Here is an 18093-nt window from a genome sequence, read left to right on the forward strand (position 1 = left end):
ATGGACGAAAAACTAAGTCGTGTTGATCCGAAACTGCTTGAGCTGCTTGTTTGTCCGCTGACCAAGGGCACGCTGCGCTATGACCGCGAGCACAACGAACTCGTCTCGGAAAAGGCGCGCCTTGCCTATCCGATCCGTGACGGCATCCCGATCATGCTGGTGTCAGAGGCGCGGCGGCTCGACGATTAGATCGTCTCGCCTGCCAGAAGTCGTGGATTGTTCCTGGCCGCGGTCCCGGCCGCCTGCCCGATGAAGAAGGATTTGAGGCCCGGCAGCCGGTCGACGATTCCGAGGCCGACGTCGCGGGCAATGCGTAACGGCATCATGTCATTGGAAAACAGCCGGTTCAGCACGTCGGTCGTCACCCCCATGCGGAAAGTATCGAAGCGGCGCCAAGTCTGGTAACGCTCGAGTATATTGATCGAGCCGATATCGAGCCCGAGCCGGTCGGCCTCGACGATCGTTTCCGCCAATGCTGCCACGTCTTTGAAGCCGAGATTGAGGCCTTGGCCGGAAATCGGGTGAATGCCGTGTGCTGCATCGCCTGCAAGTGCAAAGCGTGGCGCCACGAAAGCCCGGGCGAGCGTGAGGCCGAGCGGGAAGGCGCGCCTTTCGCCAATCACCTTGAGCGCGCCGAGCTTGTGGCCGAAACGGCGCTCCAGTTCCTCTTCGAAAATCAGGTCGTCGCCGGCAACAAGCCGGTCGGCATCGTGTGCCCGCTCGGTCCAGACAAGGGAGGACCGGTTGTTGGTGAGCGGCAGGATCGCAAAGGGGCCGGAAGGCAGGAAATGCTCTTCGGCGCAGCCATTGTGCGGCCGCTCGTGCTCGACGGTCACCACGATGCCGGACTGACCGTAATCCCAGCTGACCGTCTTGATGCCCGCCAGATCGCGGAGTTTCGAGCGAACGCCATCGCAGGCGACGAGCAAGCGTGATTGAAGTGTGCTGGCATCGGACAACGTCACAGAGATCCGGTTTTCTTCTGTCTTCAGGCCGGTGGCGCTCAGTCCATGCCGGATTTCGATGCCGAGACGATCACAGACGCCGCGCAACGCCCGGACCAGGACGGCGTTCGGGATCATGTGCGCAAAAGGGCGGCCATCTTCCACTTCACCATCGAAGGTGAGGAAAACCGGGCGGACCGGATCGGCTGTCCTCGAATCGGTCACGATCATCTTGGTGATCGGCTGGGCTTCGGGTTGAATTTCCTCCCAGATGCCGAAGACCTCCAGCATCTTCGTTGCCGCGGCGATGATTGCCGAGGCGCGCATATCCTTCTGCCATACATGCTCAGGCGCCGCTTCAACGACCGCGACATCGAGGTGGGGCGCCGCCTGCTTGACCGCGACCGCCGCGGAAAGGCCGACGTAACCTGCGCCAACAACCAGCATGTCCTGCATCGCCCGCTCTCCGCGCCTTGTGATTACTTTGATGATCTATATAGATCATCGCATCCCCACTTCCTACCGTTGGGAGCTGAACAAATGATGGACGACGCGGCCAAACCCACAGCCATGGAAACGCTGCTCGCGACGCTTGATCTCGAGCCGATCGAGGTCGATATCTTTCGCGGCCGCAGTCCGCAGGTCGGCTGGCAGCGCGTCTTTGGCGGACAGGTGATCGGTCAGGCATTGATGGCTGCCCAGCGGACGATCGAGGCAGAGCGCTTCGTTCACTCGCTGCATGCTTATTTTATGCGGCCAGGCGATCCCTCCGTACCGATCGTCTATCAGGTGGAGCGCATCCGTGACGGATCGAGCTTCAACACGCGCCGGGTGGTGGCAATCCAGCACGGCAAGGCGATTTTTGCGCTCTCGTGCTCCTTCCAGATCGAGGAGCCGGGTTTTGATCATCAGCTCGCAATGCCCGATGTTCTCATGCCGGAAACACTGCTGGGCGAACAGCAGATCAAGGAGCAGTATCTCGCGCATGCGCCGGCGGCTGTGCGCAAATACTGGGAGCGCGAACGGCCGATCGAAATCCGGCCGGTTTCGCTGACACACTACCTTTCCGACAAGAAACTCGACCCGCGCCAGGACGTGTGGGTACGGGCGACAGGACCGGTCCCGGACAGTCGGCACTATCAAGCTGCCGTGCTTGCCTATCTCTCCGACATGACGTTGCTCGATACCTCGCTCTACGCCCATGGGACGTCGATCTTCGACCAGAGCCTGCAGGTTGCGAGCCTTGACCATTCCATGTGGTTTCATCGGCCTGACAAACTTGAGGATTGGCTGCTTTACACACAAGACAGCCCATCGGCTTGCGGTGCGCGCGGTCTCACGCGCGGTAGCCTTTTTACCCGGTCGGGTGTTCTGATTGCGTCAGTCGCGCAGGAAGGTCTGATTCGGAAAAAGGCAAATGAATAAAAAATGTGCAATTTTGCGAATTTGGGCATTATTTGGGCGGTTGTTGCCGTGTCATTTGCCTCTTAAATAGCACCGTTCATTATAGTCTTTACTTTTCAATAACTTATAATCGCTTCGAAACTGGCACGCCCTTTGAATGTAGATCCCCAGTCGCTGTTCTTGAACGTCAGCGGCAAGGAGAGTCGGCACCGCGCCGAGGATAACGAAGGATGGGAAAACCAGATGAAAATTGTGATGGCCATTATCAAGCCGTTCAAGCTCGATGAGGTCCGCGAGGCCCTCACGGCGATCGGCATTCAGGGCCTGACCGTGACCGAAGTGAAGGGCTACGGACGCCAGAAGGGACATACCGAAATCTATCGCGGTACGGAATATGCGGTCAGCTTCCTGCCGAAGCTCAAGATCGAAATCGCAGTCGCATCAGAAATCGTCGACAAGGCCGTCGAAGCCATCGCGTCGTCGGCCAAGACCGGCCAGATCGGCGACGGCAAGATTTTCGTCTACTCGATCGACCATGCCGTCCGTATCCGCACGGGCGAAACCGATACCGAAGCGCTGTAAGAACGGCCGAGCAAGGAGCTTTATCCCAATGTCAATTTCGAAGTTTTCTTCCACATTTGCGCGGCTCGGGGCTGCGTCTGCCGCGCTCCTAGCGCCGGTCGTCGCCTTTGCGCAGGAGACCGCGCCGGCTGCTGCCGATGCCGCGGCTGCAGCGGCTCCGGCCTTCACCATGGATAAGGGTGACAATACCTGGATGCTCGTCTCCTCGGCGCTCGTGCTGTTGATGACCATTCCTGGCCTGGCTCTCTTCTATGGCGGCCTCGTGCGCGCCAAGAACATGCTCTCCGTGCTGATGCAGGTCTTCATGATCACCGCCGTCGTGTCCCTGATCTGGGTCACCTACGGCTACTCGCTGGCCTTCACCGACGGCGGTTCGCTGAACAGCTTCATCGGCGGTTTCTCCAAGGCCTTCCTTGCCGGCGTCAACACGTCGTCGCTCGCCGAGACCTTCTCGAAGGGCGTCGCCATTCCGGAATACACCTTCATCGTGTTCCAGATGACGTTTGCCTGCATCACGCCCGGCCTCATCGTCGGCGCGTTTGCCGAGCGCATCAAATTCTCCGCCCTCATCCTCTTCGTTATCCTGTGGGTCACCTTCATCTATTTCCCGATGGCACACATGGTCTGGTTCTGGGGTGGTCCGAGCTCCTACACCTCGCCGTCCGGCCTGATCTTCTCCTATGGTGCAATCGACTTCGCCGGCGGCACGGTCGTTCACATCAATGCCGGTATTGCCGGCCTCGTCGGCGCCATCATGCTTGGCAAGCGCACGGGCTATAAAAAGGAAATCATGGCTCCGCACTCCATGACGCTCACCATGGTCGGTGCATCGCTTCTGTGGGTCGGCTGGTTCGGCTTCAATGCCGGTTCCAACCTCGAAGCCAACTCCTATGCTTCGCTCGCCATGATCAACACCTTCGTCGCAGCGGCTGCTGCCGCTGTTTCCTGGTGCATCGTCGAAACCTTCGCCCGCGGTAAGGCTTCCATGCTGGGTGCTGCTTCGGGTGCTGTTGCCGGTCTCGTTGCCGTTACGCCGGCAGCAGGCTTTGCAGGTCCGATGGGCTCGATCGTTCTCGGCCTGATCGTCTCGCCGGCCTGCTACTTCTTCGTCGACGTCGTGAAGAACAAGTTCAACTACGACGACAGCCTTGACGTCTTCGGCGTGCATTGCATTGGCGGCATCATCGGCGCGATCGGCACTGGCATTCTCGTCAACCCGGCTCTCGGCGGCGCAGGTATCGTCGACTACTCGACCCCGGACTTTGCTGCATCCTACGCCGGGACGGCAACTCAGGTCTGGGCTCAGCTAAAGGGCGTCCTGACGACCCTCGTCTGGTCGGGCGTCGGCTCGGCGATCCTTTACAAGATCGTCGACCTCATCGTCGGCCTGCGCGTAACCCCTGAGGCAGAACGCGAAGGTCTCGACCTGTCGACCCATGGCGAAGCCGCCTACCACTCTTCTTGATGGCAGGGTCAGCGGCGCCTGGAAAAGGGCGCCGCTCAGCCCGTCGCGGCTCTGTTCAGCTATACAGGCCCAATCGTGGCCCGGACCTTTGGTTCGGGCCCTTTTTATTTGCCGGTCCGGCTTGTCCAGCCTCTCATGGTTAACATCGCTTTAACCCTCCTTTGATTAGGTGGGGCGGACGCATATTGCGTGGCGACGCCTCGGCGATTCGCGCGCTCAGCATTGGACGGGTTGGGTATATGGCAAGAAGCACGTCGCCGGTGATTGATAGCCGGCCGGACCGTTTCTCCCTCACAGGGTTCGTGTTGCGGCAGGCGCAGGCTCTCCTGGGCTTTGCGATCTTCCTGCTGTTGGCGCTCGCAGTCGCGGCACTCGCGACATGGAACGTCACAGATCCGAGCTATTCCTACGCAACCGGCAATCCGCCGGCAAACGTCCTGGGATATGGCGGTGCCGCCTTTGCCGACATCGCCATGCAGTTCTTCGGCCTTGCAAGCGTCGTGGCGCTGTTGCCGGTCGTCGCCTGGGCCCTGGCATTGATTTCAGGCCGTCGTATTAGCCGCATTCCTGCACGGGCCGGCGCCTGGGCTCTCGGCTCGATCCTTTCGTCTGCCGTGATCGGATGCTTTCCGCCGCCGTTGACATGGCCGATCCCCAACGGCATCGGTGGCGTCATCGGCGATATGATCCTGCGTTTTCCGGCTCTTTTTGTCGGAGCCTATCCGAGCGGCGCGTTCGCCACGGCGGTCGGCTGCGTGTTCGCGCTGCCCACAGCCTGGATGATGCTCTTTGCTGCCGGCATCGTCGGCCGCACCGAAGGCGAAGAGGACGAGGGCGATGCACTCGTGGCTATACCTTCCAAGGCCCGCTCGGTTGGTGATGCCGACGAGGAGGAGGATGACGAAGGCGGCGGCTGGCTCGCGTTCGGAGCGCTGACACATGCCTGGTATATGAGCCAGGCGCGGATGCGCCGCATCCTCGGCATGGCGCCACGCAAGCGCCGCCAGAGCGATTTCGAATCGCCCTACGACTTCAACGATGATGAATTCGGCACCCTGAACGAGCCCGTCCGCGCCAAGGCGCCGGCAGGCCGCAGCGAGCGCCTGGAGCCGTCCATGGAACCGCGCGCCAATTCGCTGCGTCGGGTCGTCTCTGCGCCCTCGATTTCGATCAGCGACGACGATGGCGAAGCGCCATTCGATAGCGACATGCCTCCGCGTCCGGCCGATATTCTACCGGACGACGACGAAGATGACTGGATGATACGTGCACCGGCAAAGGCGGCCGGCGGCAAGCCTGAGCCGCGCGTCGTGCCGCAGATCTCGCGTCCGAAGCCAGGTGCCCGCATCGAACGGGAATCACAGGGTACCTTCATTCGTCCGGAAGGCTTCCAGCTCCCCTCTATTCACCTGCTCGCCGAACCAAAGAATGTCATCCGTGACTCATCGCTTTCCGCCGATGCGCTGGAGCAGAATGCCCGCATGCTCGAAGGCGTTCTGGAAGACTTCGGCGTCAAGGGCGAAATCATCCATGTCCGCCCGGGCCCGGTCGTCACACTCTACGAGCTCGAGCCTGCCCCGGGCATCAAGTCCTCGCGCGTCATCGGCCTTGCCGACGACATTGCCCGCTCCATGAGCGCGATCGCCGCCCGTGTCGCTGTGGTCCCTGGCCGCAACGCGATCGGCATCGAACTGCCGAACTCGACGCGTGAAACTGTTTACCTGCGTGAACTGATCGCATCGCGTGATTTCGAAGGTTCGAAGGCGAAGCTCGCCATGGCACTCGGCAAGACGATCGGCGGCGAAGCCGTCATTGCCGATCTCGCGAAGATGCCCCACCTGCTGGTTGCCGGTACGACGGGCTCCGGCAAGTCGGTTGCCATCAACACCATGATCCTCTCGCTGCTCTATCGTCTGACGCCGGAACAGTGCCGCTTGATCATGATCGATCCGAAAATGCTCGAGCTTTCGGTCTATGACGGCATTCCGCATCTGCTGTCGCCAGTGGTCACCGATCCGAAGAAGGCTGTTGTCGCGCTCAAATGGACGGTCCGCGAGATGGAAGAGCGCTACAAGAAAATGTCGAAGATCGGCGTCCGCAACATCGATGGCTTCAATGCGCGCGTTGAGCAGGCGCTGGCCAAGGGCGAGGCGATCTCCCGAACCGTGCAGACAGGCTTTGACCGCCACACCGGCGAAGCGATGTACGAAACCGAGGAATTCGACCTGCAGCCGATGCCCTACATCGTTGTCATCATCGACGAAATGGCCGACCTCATGATGGTCGCCGGCAAGGATATCGAAGGCGCCGTCCAGCGTCTGGCGCAGATGGCGCGCGCCGCAGGCATCCACGTGATCATGGCGACCCAGCGTCCGTCCGTCGACGTCATCACCGGCACGATCAAGGCGAATTTTCCGACCCGTATCTCCTTCCAGGTCACGTCGAAGATCGACAGCCGCACGATCCTCGGCGAACAGGGCGCCGAGCAACTGCTCGGCATGGGCGATATGCTCTATATGGCTGGTGGCGGGCGCATTCAGCGCGTCCATGGTCCCTTCGTGGCTGATATGGAAGTCGAGGAGATCGTGTCCTATCTGAAGACCCAGGGCGCACCGCAATATCTTGATGCGATCACCGCTGATGATGACGAAGACGATGATTACGGCGGTCCGGCGGGGACCTCAAATCTGGCCGATTCCGACGATCCCTACGATCAGGCGGTCGCCATCGTGCTTCGCGACGGCAAGGCCTCGACCTCCTACATCCAGCGCCGTCTCGGCATCGGTTACAACCGCGCCGCATCATTGATCGAGCGCATGGAGCAGGAAGGCGTCATCGGACCTGCGAACCACGCAGGCAAGCGCGAAATCCTGGTTCCGACCGAAGGCGATATCCTCGATCGCTAGAGGCCGAAAAAAGATGCCGGGGCAATGACTTCACGGAAACCTGATCGCCTCGCAAACGTTACCTTCTGCAGCGATGCCTCTGCGCCATGAAGACGCCGCCTTTCGGCAGCATGCAGGTCGCATCATAGGAGACCTAGATGACCAACTCCGATTTCAATTCCAGTGGCTTGCTGCTCAGCCGCCGTCACCTTCTCGGGGCCATGGCTCTGGCGGCTGTTTCGGCTGCAGCGCCGTTCGGCGCCCTTGCGCAGGCAGCGGCCGGCGGTTCTTCAACGGCACAGGCAATTGCCGACCATTTCTCCAACGTCGCCACCATGCAGGGCGAATTCGTGCAGTTCGGCCCGCGCGGCGAACAGACAGGCGGCAAATTCTACATCGAGCGCCCCGGCAAGCTGCGCTTCAACTACAACGATCCGTCGCCGATCCGGGTGATCTCCGACGGCAGGAATGTCGCGGTCGGGAACCTGAAGCTGAAGACCTGGAGTCTCTATCCGCTGTCCAAGACGCCGCTCAGCCTGCTGCTTGCACGCAGGATCAACCTGTCGGACGGTTCGGTAAAGAGCGTGAAGGAGGAATCGGACCTGACGACGATTTCGCTTGGCAACAAGACGATCTTCGGGAATTCGACGATCACGATGATGTTCGATCCGAAGACCTACGATCTGCGTCAGTGGACGATCACCGATAACCAGGGCAAGGACACGTCCGTGATGGTGTTCAATGTGAGGACCGGCGTTCAGTTTGATCAGAAGGTCTTCAGGGTGCCGTACGAAAGCATTCCAGGGACTGCCGCTTCCCGTGACTGACATATGACTTTCTGTGAAAAACGCCCGGTGAAAGCCGGGCGTTTTTGCGTGTGGACGTTCCATCCGCAACCCCTTTGCTCTAAGGCCTTTTCAGTCTCGTTGAAAGGCAATTGCATGAGCTTCTCGATTACCACCTGGAACATCAACTCGGTGCGGCTGCGCATGCCGATCGTCGAGCAGTTCGTCCTCAAGCACAGGCCGGACATCCTCTGCCTGCAGGAAACCAAGGTTCCGAACGAACTCTTTCCGGCGGCCCCTCTGCGCGCCATGGGTTACGAGCACATCATCGTCCATGGCCAGAAGGGCTACCACGGCGTCGCAATCGCCTCGCGCATCCCGCTCCAGGAGGATCATCGCCTGGATTACGGAAATGTCGGCCACGCGCGCCATGTCTCGGCGGTCTTCGAGCGTGGAGGGCGCCGCGTGCGGCTGCATAATTTCTATGTACCCGCCGGCGGCGACGAGCCGGACCCGGCCATCAATCCGAAGTTCGCTCATAAGCTGGATTTCGTCGAGGAAATGAAGCTGCTGAAGGCCAACGGCGAAGCGAATACCTCGGCGATACTCGTCGGCGATCTCAACATCGCGCCGCTCGAGCACGACGTTTGGTCGCACAAGCAGATGCTGAAGATCGTCAGCCATACGCCGGTCGAAACCGAGGGCCTGCTGGAGGCGATGAGGCGCGGAGCCTGGCTTGATCTCATGCGCCAGCACGTGCCGTCGAACGAAAAGCTCTATACCTGGTGGAGTTACCGCGCCAAGGACTGGGAGGCTGCCGATCGTGGCCGCCGCCTCGATCACATCTGGTCGTCATCGGACCTCGGCCCGCTGCTCCAGCGCATCGAAATCCTCAAGGAAGCTCGCGGATGGGACCGGCCCTCCGATCACGTGCCCGTGACTGCGCATTTCAATTTCTGAGATCTACGAAAAGCGGTGAAGCTGTGCGCTCGCGCGCGACGCCAATTCCGCGATGTTGTCGCGAATGCGGCTTTCTATGATGCGGGCCGCATCCGGATATTCCTCGATCAGCCTGTAAAAGAGCGCCCGCGTGATGCGGATCACACTGGAATCCTCCCGCGCCACGGCGGTGAACTTTCGCTCCACCAGCGTTACGAGAGCGAGCTCGGACAGCAATGTGCCCTCGCGTGCGATGTGCGCGACCTTCGGATGACCGTCGGGGCCCGTCGTGCTGAGTTCCAGCGCGCCGCTGGCGACGACATAAGCGCTTTCGGCCGGCGATCCTTCGCGGAAAAGCATCTGCCCGGTGGAAATCGAACGGCGGTCGGCGCCGAAGGCGATCAGCCGCAACTGGTCGGCCGACATGCCTTTGAAGAGCGGCTGCTGCGAAAGCATGTTAATGTCGTCTGTCAGCGCCATCCGGCTCTTTGCCCTAAGGTACGATCTTGTAGCCGCCGTTTTCCGTTACCAGGATCTCGGCGTTCGACGGGTCGCGCTCGATCTTCTGGCGAAGGCGGTAGACGTGCGTTTCAAGCGTATGGGTCGTCACGCCGGAATTATAGCCCCACACTTCTTCAAGAAGGACGTCCCGGGTAACCACCTTCTGTTCGGCGCGATAGAGATAGCGGATGATCGCCGCTTCCTTCTCCGTGAGGCGAATCTTCTGGCCGTTTTCGGTGGTCAACAGCTTCTGGCTCGGCTTGAAGAGATAGGGCCCGACCGTGAAGGTCGCGTCCTCGCTTTGTTCGTGCTGCCGGAGCTGGACGCGGATGCGGGCCAGAAGCACCGAGAAGCGGAAGGGCTTGGTGACATAGTCGTTGGCGCCGGCCTCCAAACCGAGGATCGTATCGGAATCCGTATCGTGCCCGGTCAGCATGATGATCGGCGCCTTGAAGCCACCCTTGCGCAGCAGCTTCACGGCTTCGCGTCCGTCCGTATCCGGCAGTCCGACATCCATGATCAGCAGATCGACGGGCGTGTTGCGAGCAGCTTGTATGCCCTTGCCGGCCGTCGCCTCCTGCAGGACCGTGAACTCATCATAGAGCGCAAGCTGCTCCGTGAGAGTTTCGCGAAGGTCGTCGTCGTCATCCACCAGTAGAATGGTGCGTGCGGTCATGCGGTTCTGTTCCTCAGATTCCGTCTCATCAAGTCCTACGCCATATTTCGATCGCTGGCAAAGACCGGAAGACGAGCTGTTGCCGGGCCAGGGCCGATGTGATTTCAATCGAAGTCCCAAGCAAAACAAAAACATGTGAGAAAAATGGAGAAAACAAGGCGAAGCGCAAGAACTGTATCATCCACCATTATTGTGCGCCCCGCGCCCGGCAGGAAAAGCCGCGCACTCATTCAATGCGGTCCTTTCGTCTTTCCTGCCGCGATCGGCCGTTCCGGCCGCACCATCTTGAAGCGCGAGGGCGACGGTGCAACGCCGATTGCTTCCATGAAGCTGCTTTACGGGTTTTGCCGCGGCAAACATCCGAGCCGCCTTAAGACACCGCTCCCGATCCGCCGCATCCGTGACGACATGCTCTGGTGCGACCAGCCCGGCGACCCGAACTACAATCGCCTCGTCAGAGCGCCGTTCCGTAAAAGCCACGAAGAGATGAAGCGCAAGGACGGTCTCTACGACATATGTCTCGTCATGGATTGGAATATCACATCCCGCGCCCGCAATCGGGGATCAGCCATCTTCTTCCATCTGATTGGGCCGGGATATCAGCCGACAGCCGGTTGCCTTGCCATCCATCCGCGCGACATGCGCCGCCTTTTGCCGCACATGCGCAAGGGGACAGTCATACGCGTTGTATGAGCATCAGGGGTGATAATCCGTGCACCGTCTCCTATATCCGCTTTGACCGGCGCTCAGGCTGAAGGGCCGGGACATCCGCTTGCGGGTTCAAATTCATGACCCACCAATCCTTCAAACTCCCGGAGATTTATTGTGGCCAATCAACCCATCATCACTTTCCATGACGGACATTCCATTCCCCAGGTCGGCCTCGGAGTATGGCAGACGCCACAGGAGGTCGCGGCTCCGACGGTTCGCAAGGCTCTCGAAGTCGGCTACCGCCATATCGACACGGCTTCGGGCTACGACAACGAAGAGGGTGTCGGCGAGGGCGTGCGGTCCTCCGGTCTCGATCGCAAGGATGTTTTCATCACGACAAAGCTTCGCAACACCGACCAGGGCTACGACAGCACTCTGCGTGCCTTCGAGGGCAGCCTGAAGAAGCTTGGCACCGAATATGTCGATCTCTACCTGATTCACTGGCCGTCACCGCATCGCGGACTCTATCGCCAGACCTGGAAGGCCTTCGTCAAGATCAAGGAGGAAGGCCGTGCGCGTTCGATTGGCGTCTCCAACTTCTATCCGGATCATCTGGATCACATTATTGGCGATACCGGGGTGGTCCCGGTCATCAACCAGATCGAACTGCACCCGGATTTTCAGCAGAAGGCGGCGCAGGACGCTCACCGGAAGCTGAATATCGTGACCGAATCCTGGAGTCCGCTCGGTCAAGGGAAGTTCATCGCCAACCCGGTTATCGGGGAAATCGCCAGGAAGCACAGCAAGACACCCGCGCAGGTCATCATTCGCTGGCATATCGAGAGCGGCCTTGTCGTGATCCCCAAGTCGGTGACGCCGTCGCGCATCGAGGAAAATTTCAAGGTGTTCGATTTCAAGCTCGATGGCGAGGACATGGCAGCGATTGCCAGGCTTGACGACAGGAATGCCCGAATGGGACCGGAGCCCTATACGGCAACGTTTTGAGCAACAGACCGCCATCTCCTCCTCCACCATTGCGCGGAGGAGGAGGCGTTCGCTCAGGTGAGTTCACGCGGTGTCACGAAGCGCTCGAGACGTCCGCTTCCAGGCGATATATCCGCCCAGCTGTTCGCCTCAAAGGCGATGATCGCCATGCCGGCAGTGGCGAATTTCTCCTTCAAGCGTGCGCAGGCCTCCCGATCGCCGTTTCCGATGAGATTGTTCGCGAGATCCTGAAATCCGGGATTGTGTCCGACAAGCATGACGGTTCGAAACGACGGCTCAATCTTGTGGAGCAGGCCGACAATGCGCGTTGCCGAGGCTTCGTATAAATCCGGCACATCGCGTTCCACAGTCGAGGCGGAAAGCTTTTTTGCTACACGCTTCCATGTTTCCTGCGCGCGCCGCGCCGTCGACACCAGGGCGAGATCCGGCAAGAGCCCTTCACGATCCATATAGGCGCCGATCAACGGCGCGGCCTTTCGCCCGCGCTTGGCAAGCGGGCGGTCATGGTCTGCGACATCGTCCGGCCAAGCGGATTTTGCGTGGCGCAGCAGAAAAAGGCGAAGGTACTTCGGCGAAGGCTTTTTCGACGCATTCATGCCGCTCACCTGAAAAAGGCAGGAGACCATTGTCTCACCGAATGCGCATCTTGTCTTCTCAAGATGGCATGCCTCCCTTTCAAACCGAAAGGGAGGCAATATCCGTCAGTTCCACTCGCGGATATCGACGAAATGGCCGGCGATTGCAGCAGCGGCAGCCATGGCCGGCGAAACGAGATGCGTGCGCCCCTTGAAGCCCTGACGGCCTTCGAAGTTGCGGTTGGACGTCGATGCGCAGCGCTCGCCCGGCTTGAGGCGGTCGTCGTTCATGGCAAGACACATCGAGCAGCCCGGCTCACGCCAGTCGAAACCGGCTGCCTTGAAGATCTTGTCGAGGCCCTCGGTTTCGGCCTGTTCCTTCACGAGGCCGGAGCCGGGAACGATCATGGCGTTGACGGTCGAAGCAACGGTCTTGCCTTCGACGACCTTGGCAACTGCTCGAAGGTCTTCGATACGGCCGTTGGTGCAGGAGCCGATGAAGACGCGATCGATGTTGATCTCGGTGATCGGCATGCCTGGCTTCAAGCCCATGTAGTCAAGCGCGCGCCACTTTGAGGCTCGCTTGGTTTCGTCCTGAATCTCGTCCGGGTTCGGAACGACGCCCTGAACCGAGACGACGTCTTCCGGCGAAGAGCCCCAGGAGACGATGGGCGGCAGTTCGGCGGCGTTGAGCTTCACGATGCGGTCGAAATGTGCGCCTTCGTCGGACTTGAGCGTCTTCCAGTAGGCAATCGCCTGTTCCAGAGCCTCGCCCTTCGGCGCACGCGGCTTGCCCTTGATGTATTCGAAGGTCGTATCGTCGGGCGCAATCAGGCCGGCGCGGGCACCGCCTTCGATCGACATGTTGCAGATCGTCATGCGGCCTTCCATCGACAGCGCACGGATCGCTTCGCCAGCATATTCGATGACGTAGCCGGTGCCGCCAGCCGTGCCGATCTCACCGATGATGGCGAGAACGATGTCCTTGGCGGTGACGCCTGCCGGCAGCTTTCCGTCGACCTGCACCAGCATGTTCTTCGCCTTCTTCTGGATCAACGTCTGCGTCGCCAGGACGTGCTCGACCTCGGACGTGCCGATGCCGTGGGCGAGCGAGCCGAAGGCGCCGTGCGTGGACGTATGGCTGTCGCCGCAGACGATCGTCATGCCCGGAAGGGTGAAGCCCTGTTCCGGCCCGATAATGTGCACGATGCCCTGACGCTTGTCGTTCTCGGAGTAATATTCGACTTTGAACTCGGCCGCGTTCTTGGCAAGCTGCTCGACCTGGATGCGGCTCTCCTCGTTCTTGATGCCGAGATGGCGATCAGGCGAGGTCGGAACGTTATGATCGACGACGGCAAGCGTCTTTTCGGGAGCACGAACCTTGCGGCCCGTCATGCGCAGGCCTTCGAACGCCTGCGGAGAGGTCACTTCGTGGACCAGATGGCGGTCGATGTAGAGAAGACAGGTGCCGTCTGCCTGTTCGTCGACCAGATGGTCGTCCCAGATCTTGTCGTAAAGGGTACGCGGTGCGCTCATGGCTGTTCAGTCCGTTTTTGGATGCAATGGGAGAAGAAATAGGCGGCAAGGCCCGCCGGCCATCATTCGATCAACGAAGTCGGCTGTTGAGCGCACCGGATACCGTCGCAAAGAAACGGGCCGGCAGGCGATAATGATCCTGCAGCACAAATATATGCGCGCCAATGCACCGGAACTTGCTTTCCATGGGCCTGCATATAGCGATTTTTCTCGGAAACGGCAATTCGAATCATGCAGCGCTACCGGCTGTGAGCTCTGCCCATCCGCTGCTCGATCTGCCGCAGTGCGAGCGACAAGCCAATCGTCAGGATCAGATAGATATAGGTGACGATCGAATAGGTCTCGAAGAAGCGGAAGGAGCCGGAGGCATAGACCTTGCCCATCTGCGTGATGTCGGAAACGCCGAGCACGGAAACGAGGGAGCTGTCCTTCACCATCGAAACGAAATCGTTCGATAGCGGCGGAAAGATGACGCGGATCGCCTGCGGAAAGACAACAAGGCGGAAGCGGTGGTAGCGCGACAGGCCCAGCGCCTTTGCCGCTTCGATCTGCCCATGGTCGACCGATTGGATGCCGGCGCGGAAAATCTCGGCAATGAAGGAGGAATACCCGATCATCAGGGCGATGATCGCACGCCACATCAGTGACAGGTCACGCACGAGGACCGGTTCGGCCAATCCGGCTTTCACAAATGGCGTGATCAGGAAATTATAGGCGCCGACAATGCCCGGAGCCCCGACAAAGGCCACATAAAAGAGCAGCACGAGCATCGGGATGCCGCGGATGATCTCGATGTAGAAGCGGGATGCTTGCCGCAGCGCGACGCTGTCGGATAGCCCGAGAAGAGCGATGCCGAGGCCAAGCAAGGTGGCCAGCGCAAAGGCGACCAACGTCACGACGACAGTGATCCATACGCCGTTGACGACGGTACGGAAAACCTGTGCATAGATGCCGTTGGTGACGATGACGATGGCAAGGATGATGCCGATCGCAGCAAGGGCAGCCAGCCACCACGGATAGTCGCCCTTTGAATTTCCCGCAGGAGAAGGCTGCAGGGCCATCAGCGGCCGACCTGCATCACTCGCCCATCTTGTAGTCGATGAACCACTTCTTGTTCAGTGCGTCGAGCGTGCCGTCGGCTTTCAATTCGGCGATCGCGGCGTTGATGGGGGCAACGAGATCGGAGCCCTTCGGGAAGATGAAACCGAAATCCTCGGTGCCGAGCGGTCCGCCGATGACCTTGAGCGTGCCGTTCGAGGCATCGACATACCCCTTCGCGGCAACGCTGTCGGAAAGCACCACGTCGACGTCTCCGGCCTTGAGCGCCTGGACCGTCGCGCCGAAGGTTTCGAAGAGCTTGATACGCGGATTCTGCTCATTGCCGTCAAGGATTTCATAGACGGCGGTGTAGAAGGGCGAGGTGCCCGGCTGCGCGCCCACAAGGCCGTCCTTGACTTCACCGAAGCTCTTGGCGTCCGTGAAGCGGCCCTCATCTGCCCGGACCAGCATGAACTGCTGCGAGCGCATATAAGGGTCGGAGAAATCCACCTTCTGCTTGCGGTCGTCCTTAATGGTGATGCCGGTCATGCCGATGTTGTACTGATCGTCGGAGACGGCCTGGATCATCGCGTCCCAGCTCGTGTTTTGATATTCGACCTTGAAGTTCAGCCGCTTGGCGATCTCGTTCATCGCGTCATATTCCCAGCCGATTTGCTTGCCGGACTTGGGATCGACGAATTGCAGCGGCGGATAGGCATTCTCGGTCACGACGACCACCGTCTTGCCGCCTAGATCCGGCAGATCGGCGCCGAGGGCTGCCAACGGCGAAAGAACGAGAGCGGCAAGGCCTGCAAGGATGGTGCGGCAAAACGGCATCAGGATTCTCCAATGAAATGGTGCCCGGGGAAACTGTCATAGTTGCGACGCCGATGGCAAGAGCGTGGCTCCCACGGCGCAGACCCAAAACAGAAAAGGCGGCCCGAAGACCGCCTTTCCATGCAAAGAGTTTTGCGTTCGCTGACCTTATTCTGCCGTAGCCTCTGCAGCGGCTGCAGCTTCAGCTGCTGCCTTTGCTTCTGCCGCTTCGGCTGCTGCCTTTTCGGCTGCGAGAGCCTGAGCTGCTGCAACCTTCTCGGCTTCGATACGTGCCTTTTCCTCGGCAACAGCAGCGCGCTCGGCGTCGTTGAGCTTGCGGGCGCGGGTGCCGGTGTTCTCAACGATACGGGCGGACTTGCCGCGACGGTCGCGCAGGTAGTAGAGCTTCGCACGGCGAACCTTGCCGCGGCGAACGACTTCGACACTTTCGATCATCGGAGAATAGATCGGGAATACACGCTCGACGCCTTCGCCGTAGGAAATCTTGCGGACCGTGAAGTTTTCCTGCAGGCCGCCGCCGGAGCGGGCGATGCAGACGCCTTCATAGGCCTGGACGCGGGTACGGTTGCCTTCCGTAACCTTGACGTTGACGCGGAGCGTGTCGCCAGGAGAGAATTCCGGAAGCGTGCGCTTGGCTTCGATCTTGGCGGCCTGTTCGGCCTCGAGCTGCTGAATGATGTTCATCGTCTTAACCCTTGGTTCTTCTGAAACAGCCAGAGCGCTCGACACGTGAATCCTTTGGCATTGCCTCGGGATTTTGCCCTTTGCGGGCGGGAGCGGATTCGCCATTCTTTGTTTGCTGGCAGACGGGGCTAGCCCCATTTCCGCGTGCGCTACTACACGAAAGCCAGGGCCTTGTCATCCCTTGGACGACATTTTTATAAGGCGGAGGCACGGATTTGCGGCTTTCAGTCCTTCAGAAGGTCCGGCCGCCTTTCCTTTGTCAAGGCAACCGCCTGCTCATGTCGCCACCTCTCGATGGCGCCGTGATTGCCGGAGGTTAGGATCGCTGGAATTTCGCGGCCTTCCCATTCCTGCGGCCGGGTGTAGTGCGGATGCTCCAGCAAACCGCCTTCGAAACTCTCATGCAGACCCGAAAGATCATTGCCCATGACACCCGGCAGGATGCGCACGATCGTGTCGAGAACGACCAAGGCGGCGGGCTCGCCTCCCGAAAGCACGTAATCGCCGATCGAAATTTCTTCAAGCGCCCGCGCGTCGATCACCCGCTGATCGACACCTTCGAAACGGCCGCACACGATGATCACGCCCTGGCCTGCTGCAAGCTCGCGCACACGTTCCTGCGTCAGCGGTTTGCCGCGCGGGCTCATCAAGAGCCGCGGACGCGCATCGTCCTGGCAAGTGCTGTCGATCGCCCGCGCCAAAACGTCCGGCTTCAGCACCATGCCGGCGCCACCGCCTGACGGCGTGTCGTCGACGGTGCGGTGCTTGTCGGTCGCAAAATCCCGGATCTGCACGCTATCCAGCGACCATTGCCCGCGCTCCAACGCCTTGCCGGCGAGCGAATAGCTCAGATGCCCCGGAAACATCTCCGGATAGAGTGTCAGGACGGTCGCCCGGAAACCCATGGCAATCTCACTTCTTTTTCTTCGGCTTGCCGGAGGCGAGCTTGGAGATTTCCTGCGGATCATCGACAAGGCCCGCTGCCAGCGGATCGATCAGGATCGTGCCGTCCTCGAGATCAATTTCGAGAACCGATGCTTCGGAGAAGGGGATGAGCACGGGGCGCTTGCCCGGCCCCTTGAGCTCCAGCAGGTCGCCCGCGCCGAAGTCGAAGACGCCGGTAATGGTGCCGTAGCTGACGCCTTTGTCGTCCACGGCCTCCAGCCCTTCGAGATCGGCATAGAAGAATTCGTCCTCCTCCAGTTCGTCGTCTGGCAGGTTGTCGCGTTCGATATAGAGTTCCAGGCCGTTGAGCGCCTCGGCCGCATTGCGGTCGTTGATGCCACGGAAGCGAACGACGACGACATTCTTCATCTCGCGGATTTCGAGGATCTCGAAGGACCGCCCGTCCATGCTGTGCAAATGACCATAGTCGCCAAGTGCCGTCGGATCGGCCGTATAAGCCTTGGCGCGCACTTCGCCACGGATGCCTTGCGCGCCGCCGATCGTTGCCATCAGTACGGGTTTTTCAAGCTTTGTCATGGGGCCCTTCATGTGAAGCCGCAAATCTGGCTTCTCATAAACGAAGTCTGCCGGAATGAAAATGAAAACGGGCGGCATGTCGCCATGCCGCCCGTCGGATCGGG

Annotated in this window: 19 protein-coding genes; 9 read left to right on the plus strand and 10 right to left on the minus strand. The window is 60.1% G+C overall.

Annotation, left to right across the window (positions count from 1 at the left end; genetic code table 11):
* A complete protein-coding gene (locus EV130_RS19315) occupies positions 1–189 on the plus strand; it encodes a Trm112 family protein (RefSeq protein ID WP_039846422.1) in 189 nt (62 codons plus the stop codon).
* On the opposite strand, the gene EV130_RS19320 is transcribed toward EV130_RS19315, so the two are convergent.
* Positions 186–1400 carry a ubiquinone biosynthesis hydroxylase gene (locus EV130_RS19320; RefSeq protein WP_074062841.1) on the minus strand — a complete coding sequence of 405 codons (1215 nt, stop codon included), beginning with the start codon at positions 1398–1400 and terminating at the stop codon, positions 186–188. The genes EV130_RS19315 and EV130_RS19320 overlap by 4 nt on opposite strands.
* A gap of 84 nt (positions 1401–1484) precedes the next feature.
* On the opposite strand from EV130_RS19320, the gene tesB reads away from it, so the two are divergent.
* From tesB to EV130_RS19350, 6 genes are all read left to right on the plus strand, one after another.
* On the plus strand, positions 1485–2369 hold the full coding sequence (gene tesB / locus EV130_RS19325) for an acyl-CoA thioesterase II (RefSeq protein ID WP_074062840.1): 885 nt from the start codon (positions 1485–1487) through the stop codon (positions 2367–2369).
* 222 nt (positions 2370–2591) lie between these two features.
* Positions 2592–2930 carry a P-II family nitrogen regulator gene (locus EV130_RS19330; RefSeq protein ID WP_027511789.1) on the plus strand — a complete coding sequence of 113 codons (339 nt, stop codon included), beginning with the start codon at positions 2592–2594 and terminating at the stop codon, positions 2928–2930.
* 28 nt (positions 2931–2958) lie between these two features.
* On the plus strand, positions 2959–4395 hold the full coding sequence (locus EV130_RS19335; protein ID WP_074062839.1) for an ammonium transporter: 1437 nt from the start codon (positions 2959–2961) through the stop codon (positions 4393–4395).
* A 239-nt stretch (positions 4396–4634) separates the two neighbouring features.
* Complete coding sequence (locus EV130_RS19340) at positions 4635–7301, plus strand: FtsK/SpoIIIE family DNA translocase (RefSeq protein WP_074062838.1); 2667 nt, start codon at positions 4635–4637, stop codon at positions 7299–7301.
* Between the two features lie 137 nt (positions 7302–7438).
* On the plus strand, positions 7439–8107 hold the full coding sequence (locus EV130_RS19345; protein ID WP_074062837.1) for an outer membrane lipoprotein carrier protein LolA: 669 nt from the start codon (positions 7439–7441) through the stop codon (positions 8105–8107).
* 114 nt (positions 8108–8221) lie between these two features.
* Positions 8222–9025: an exodeoxyribonuclease III gene (locus EV130_RS19350; RefSeq protein WP_074062836.1), complete on the plus strand. Its 804-nt coding sequence runs from the start codon at positions 8222–8224 to the stop codon at positions 9023–9025.
* Positions 9026–9028: 3 nt separating this feature from the next.
* On the opposite strand, the gene EV130_RS19355 is transcribed toward EV130_RS19350, so the two are convergent.
* Both EV130_RS19355 and EV130_RS19360 read right to left on the minus strand, forming a co-directional pair.
* Positions 9029–9484 (minus strand): cyclic nucleotide-binding domain-containing protein, encoded by a 456-nt coding sequence (locus EV130_RS19355; protein ID WP_074062835.1) that lies wholly within the window; start codon positions 9482–9484, stop codon positions 9029–9031.
* A 13-nt stretch (positions 9485–9497) separates the two neighbouring features.
* On the minus strand, positions 9498–10181 hold the full coding sequence (locus EV130_RS19360; protein WP_074062834.1) for a response regulator transcription factor: 684 nt from the start codon (positions 10179–10181) through the stop codon (positions 9498–9500).
* Between the two features lie 144 nt (positions 10182–10325).
* Here EV130_RS19360 and EV130_RS19365 point away from each other — a divergent pair, with 144 nt between their 5' ends.
* Together EV130_RS19365 and EV130_RS19370 are read left to right on the plus strand one after the other, a co-directional pair.
* The gene (locus EV130_RS19365; RefSeq protein WP_074062833.1) at positions 10326–10874 is read left to right on the plus strand and encodes a L,D-transpeptidase family protein; all 549 of its coding nucleotides are present in this window, start codon (positions 10326–10328) and stop codon (positions 10872–10874) included.
* Positions 10875–11006: 132 nt separating this feature from the next.
* Positions 11007–11837, plus strand: coding sequence for an aldo/keto reductase (locus EV130_RS19370; RefSeq protein WP_074062832.1), 831 nt, complete (start codon positions 11007–11009; stop codon positions 11835–11837).
* 53 nt (positions 11838–11890) lie between these two features.
* On the opposite strand, the gene EV130_RS19375 is transcribed toward EV130_RS19370, so the two are convergent.
* The 7 genes from EV130_RS19375 to rimM all read right to left on the minus strand — a co-directional run bounded on the left by EV130_RS19375 (position 11891) and on the right by rimM (position 17989).
* A complete protein-coding gene (locus tag EV130_RS19375) occupies positions 11891–12433 on the minus strand; it encodes a SixA phosphatase family protein (protein ID WP_074063372.1) in 543 nt (180 codons plus the stop codon).
* A gap of 105 nt (positions 12434–12538) precedes the next feature.
* Positions 12539–13948 (minus strand): 3-isopropylmalate dehydratase large subunit, encoded by a 1410-nt coding sequence (leuC, locus tag EV130_RS19380; RefSeq protein WP_074062831.1) that lies wholly within the window; start codon positions 13946–13948, stop codon positions 12539–12541.
* A 239-nt stretch (positions 13949–14187) separates the two neighbouring features.
* The gene (locus EV130_RS19390; RefSeq protein WP_074062830.1) at positions 14188–15009 is read right to left on the minus strand and encodes an amino acid ABC transporter permease; all 822 of its coding nucleotides are present in this window, start codon (positions 15007–15009) and stop codon (positions 14188–14190) included.
* A 16-nt stretch (positions 15010–15025) separates the two neighbouring features.
* On the minus strand, positions 15026–15823 hold the full coding sequence (locus EV130_RS19395; RefSeq protein ID WP_074062829.1) for a basic amino acid ABC transporter substrate-binding protein: 798 nt from the start codon (positions 15821–15823) through the stop codon (positions 15026–15028).
* A 147-nt stretch (positions 15824–15970) separates the two neighbouring features.
* Positions 15971–16507, minus strand: coding sequence for a 50S ribosomal protein L19 (gene rplS, locus EV130_RS19400; protein WP_074063371.1), 537 nt, complete (start codon positions 16505–16507; stop codon positions 15971–15973).
* Between the two features lie 224 nt (positions 16508–16731).
* Positions 16732–17412, minus strand: coding sequence for a tRNA (guanosine(37)-N1)-methyltransferase TrmD (gene trmD / locus EV130_RS19405; protein WP_074062828.1), 681 nt, complete (start codon positions 17410–17412; stop codon positions 16732–16734).
* A gap of 7 nt (positions 17413–17419) precedes the next feature.
* Positions 17420–17989, minus strand: a complete 570-nt coding sequence (rimM, locus tag EV130_RS19410) for a ribosome maturation factor RimM (protein ID WP_074063370.1) — start codon at positions 17987–17989, stop codon at positions 17420–17422.
* Positions 17990–18093 lie beyond the last annotated feature (104 nt).

The sequence above is a fragment of the Rhizobium azibense genome (assembly GCF_004342325.1).
GTDB classification, from domain to species: Bacteria; Pseudomonadota; Alphaproteobacteria; order Rhizobiales; family Rhizobiaceae; genus Rhizobium; species Rhizobium etli_B.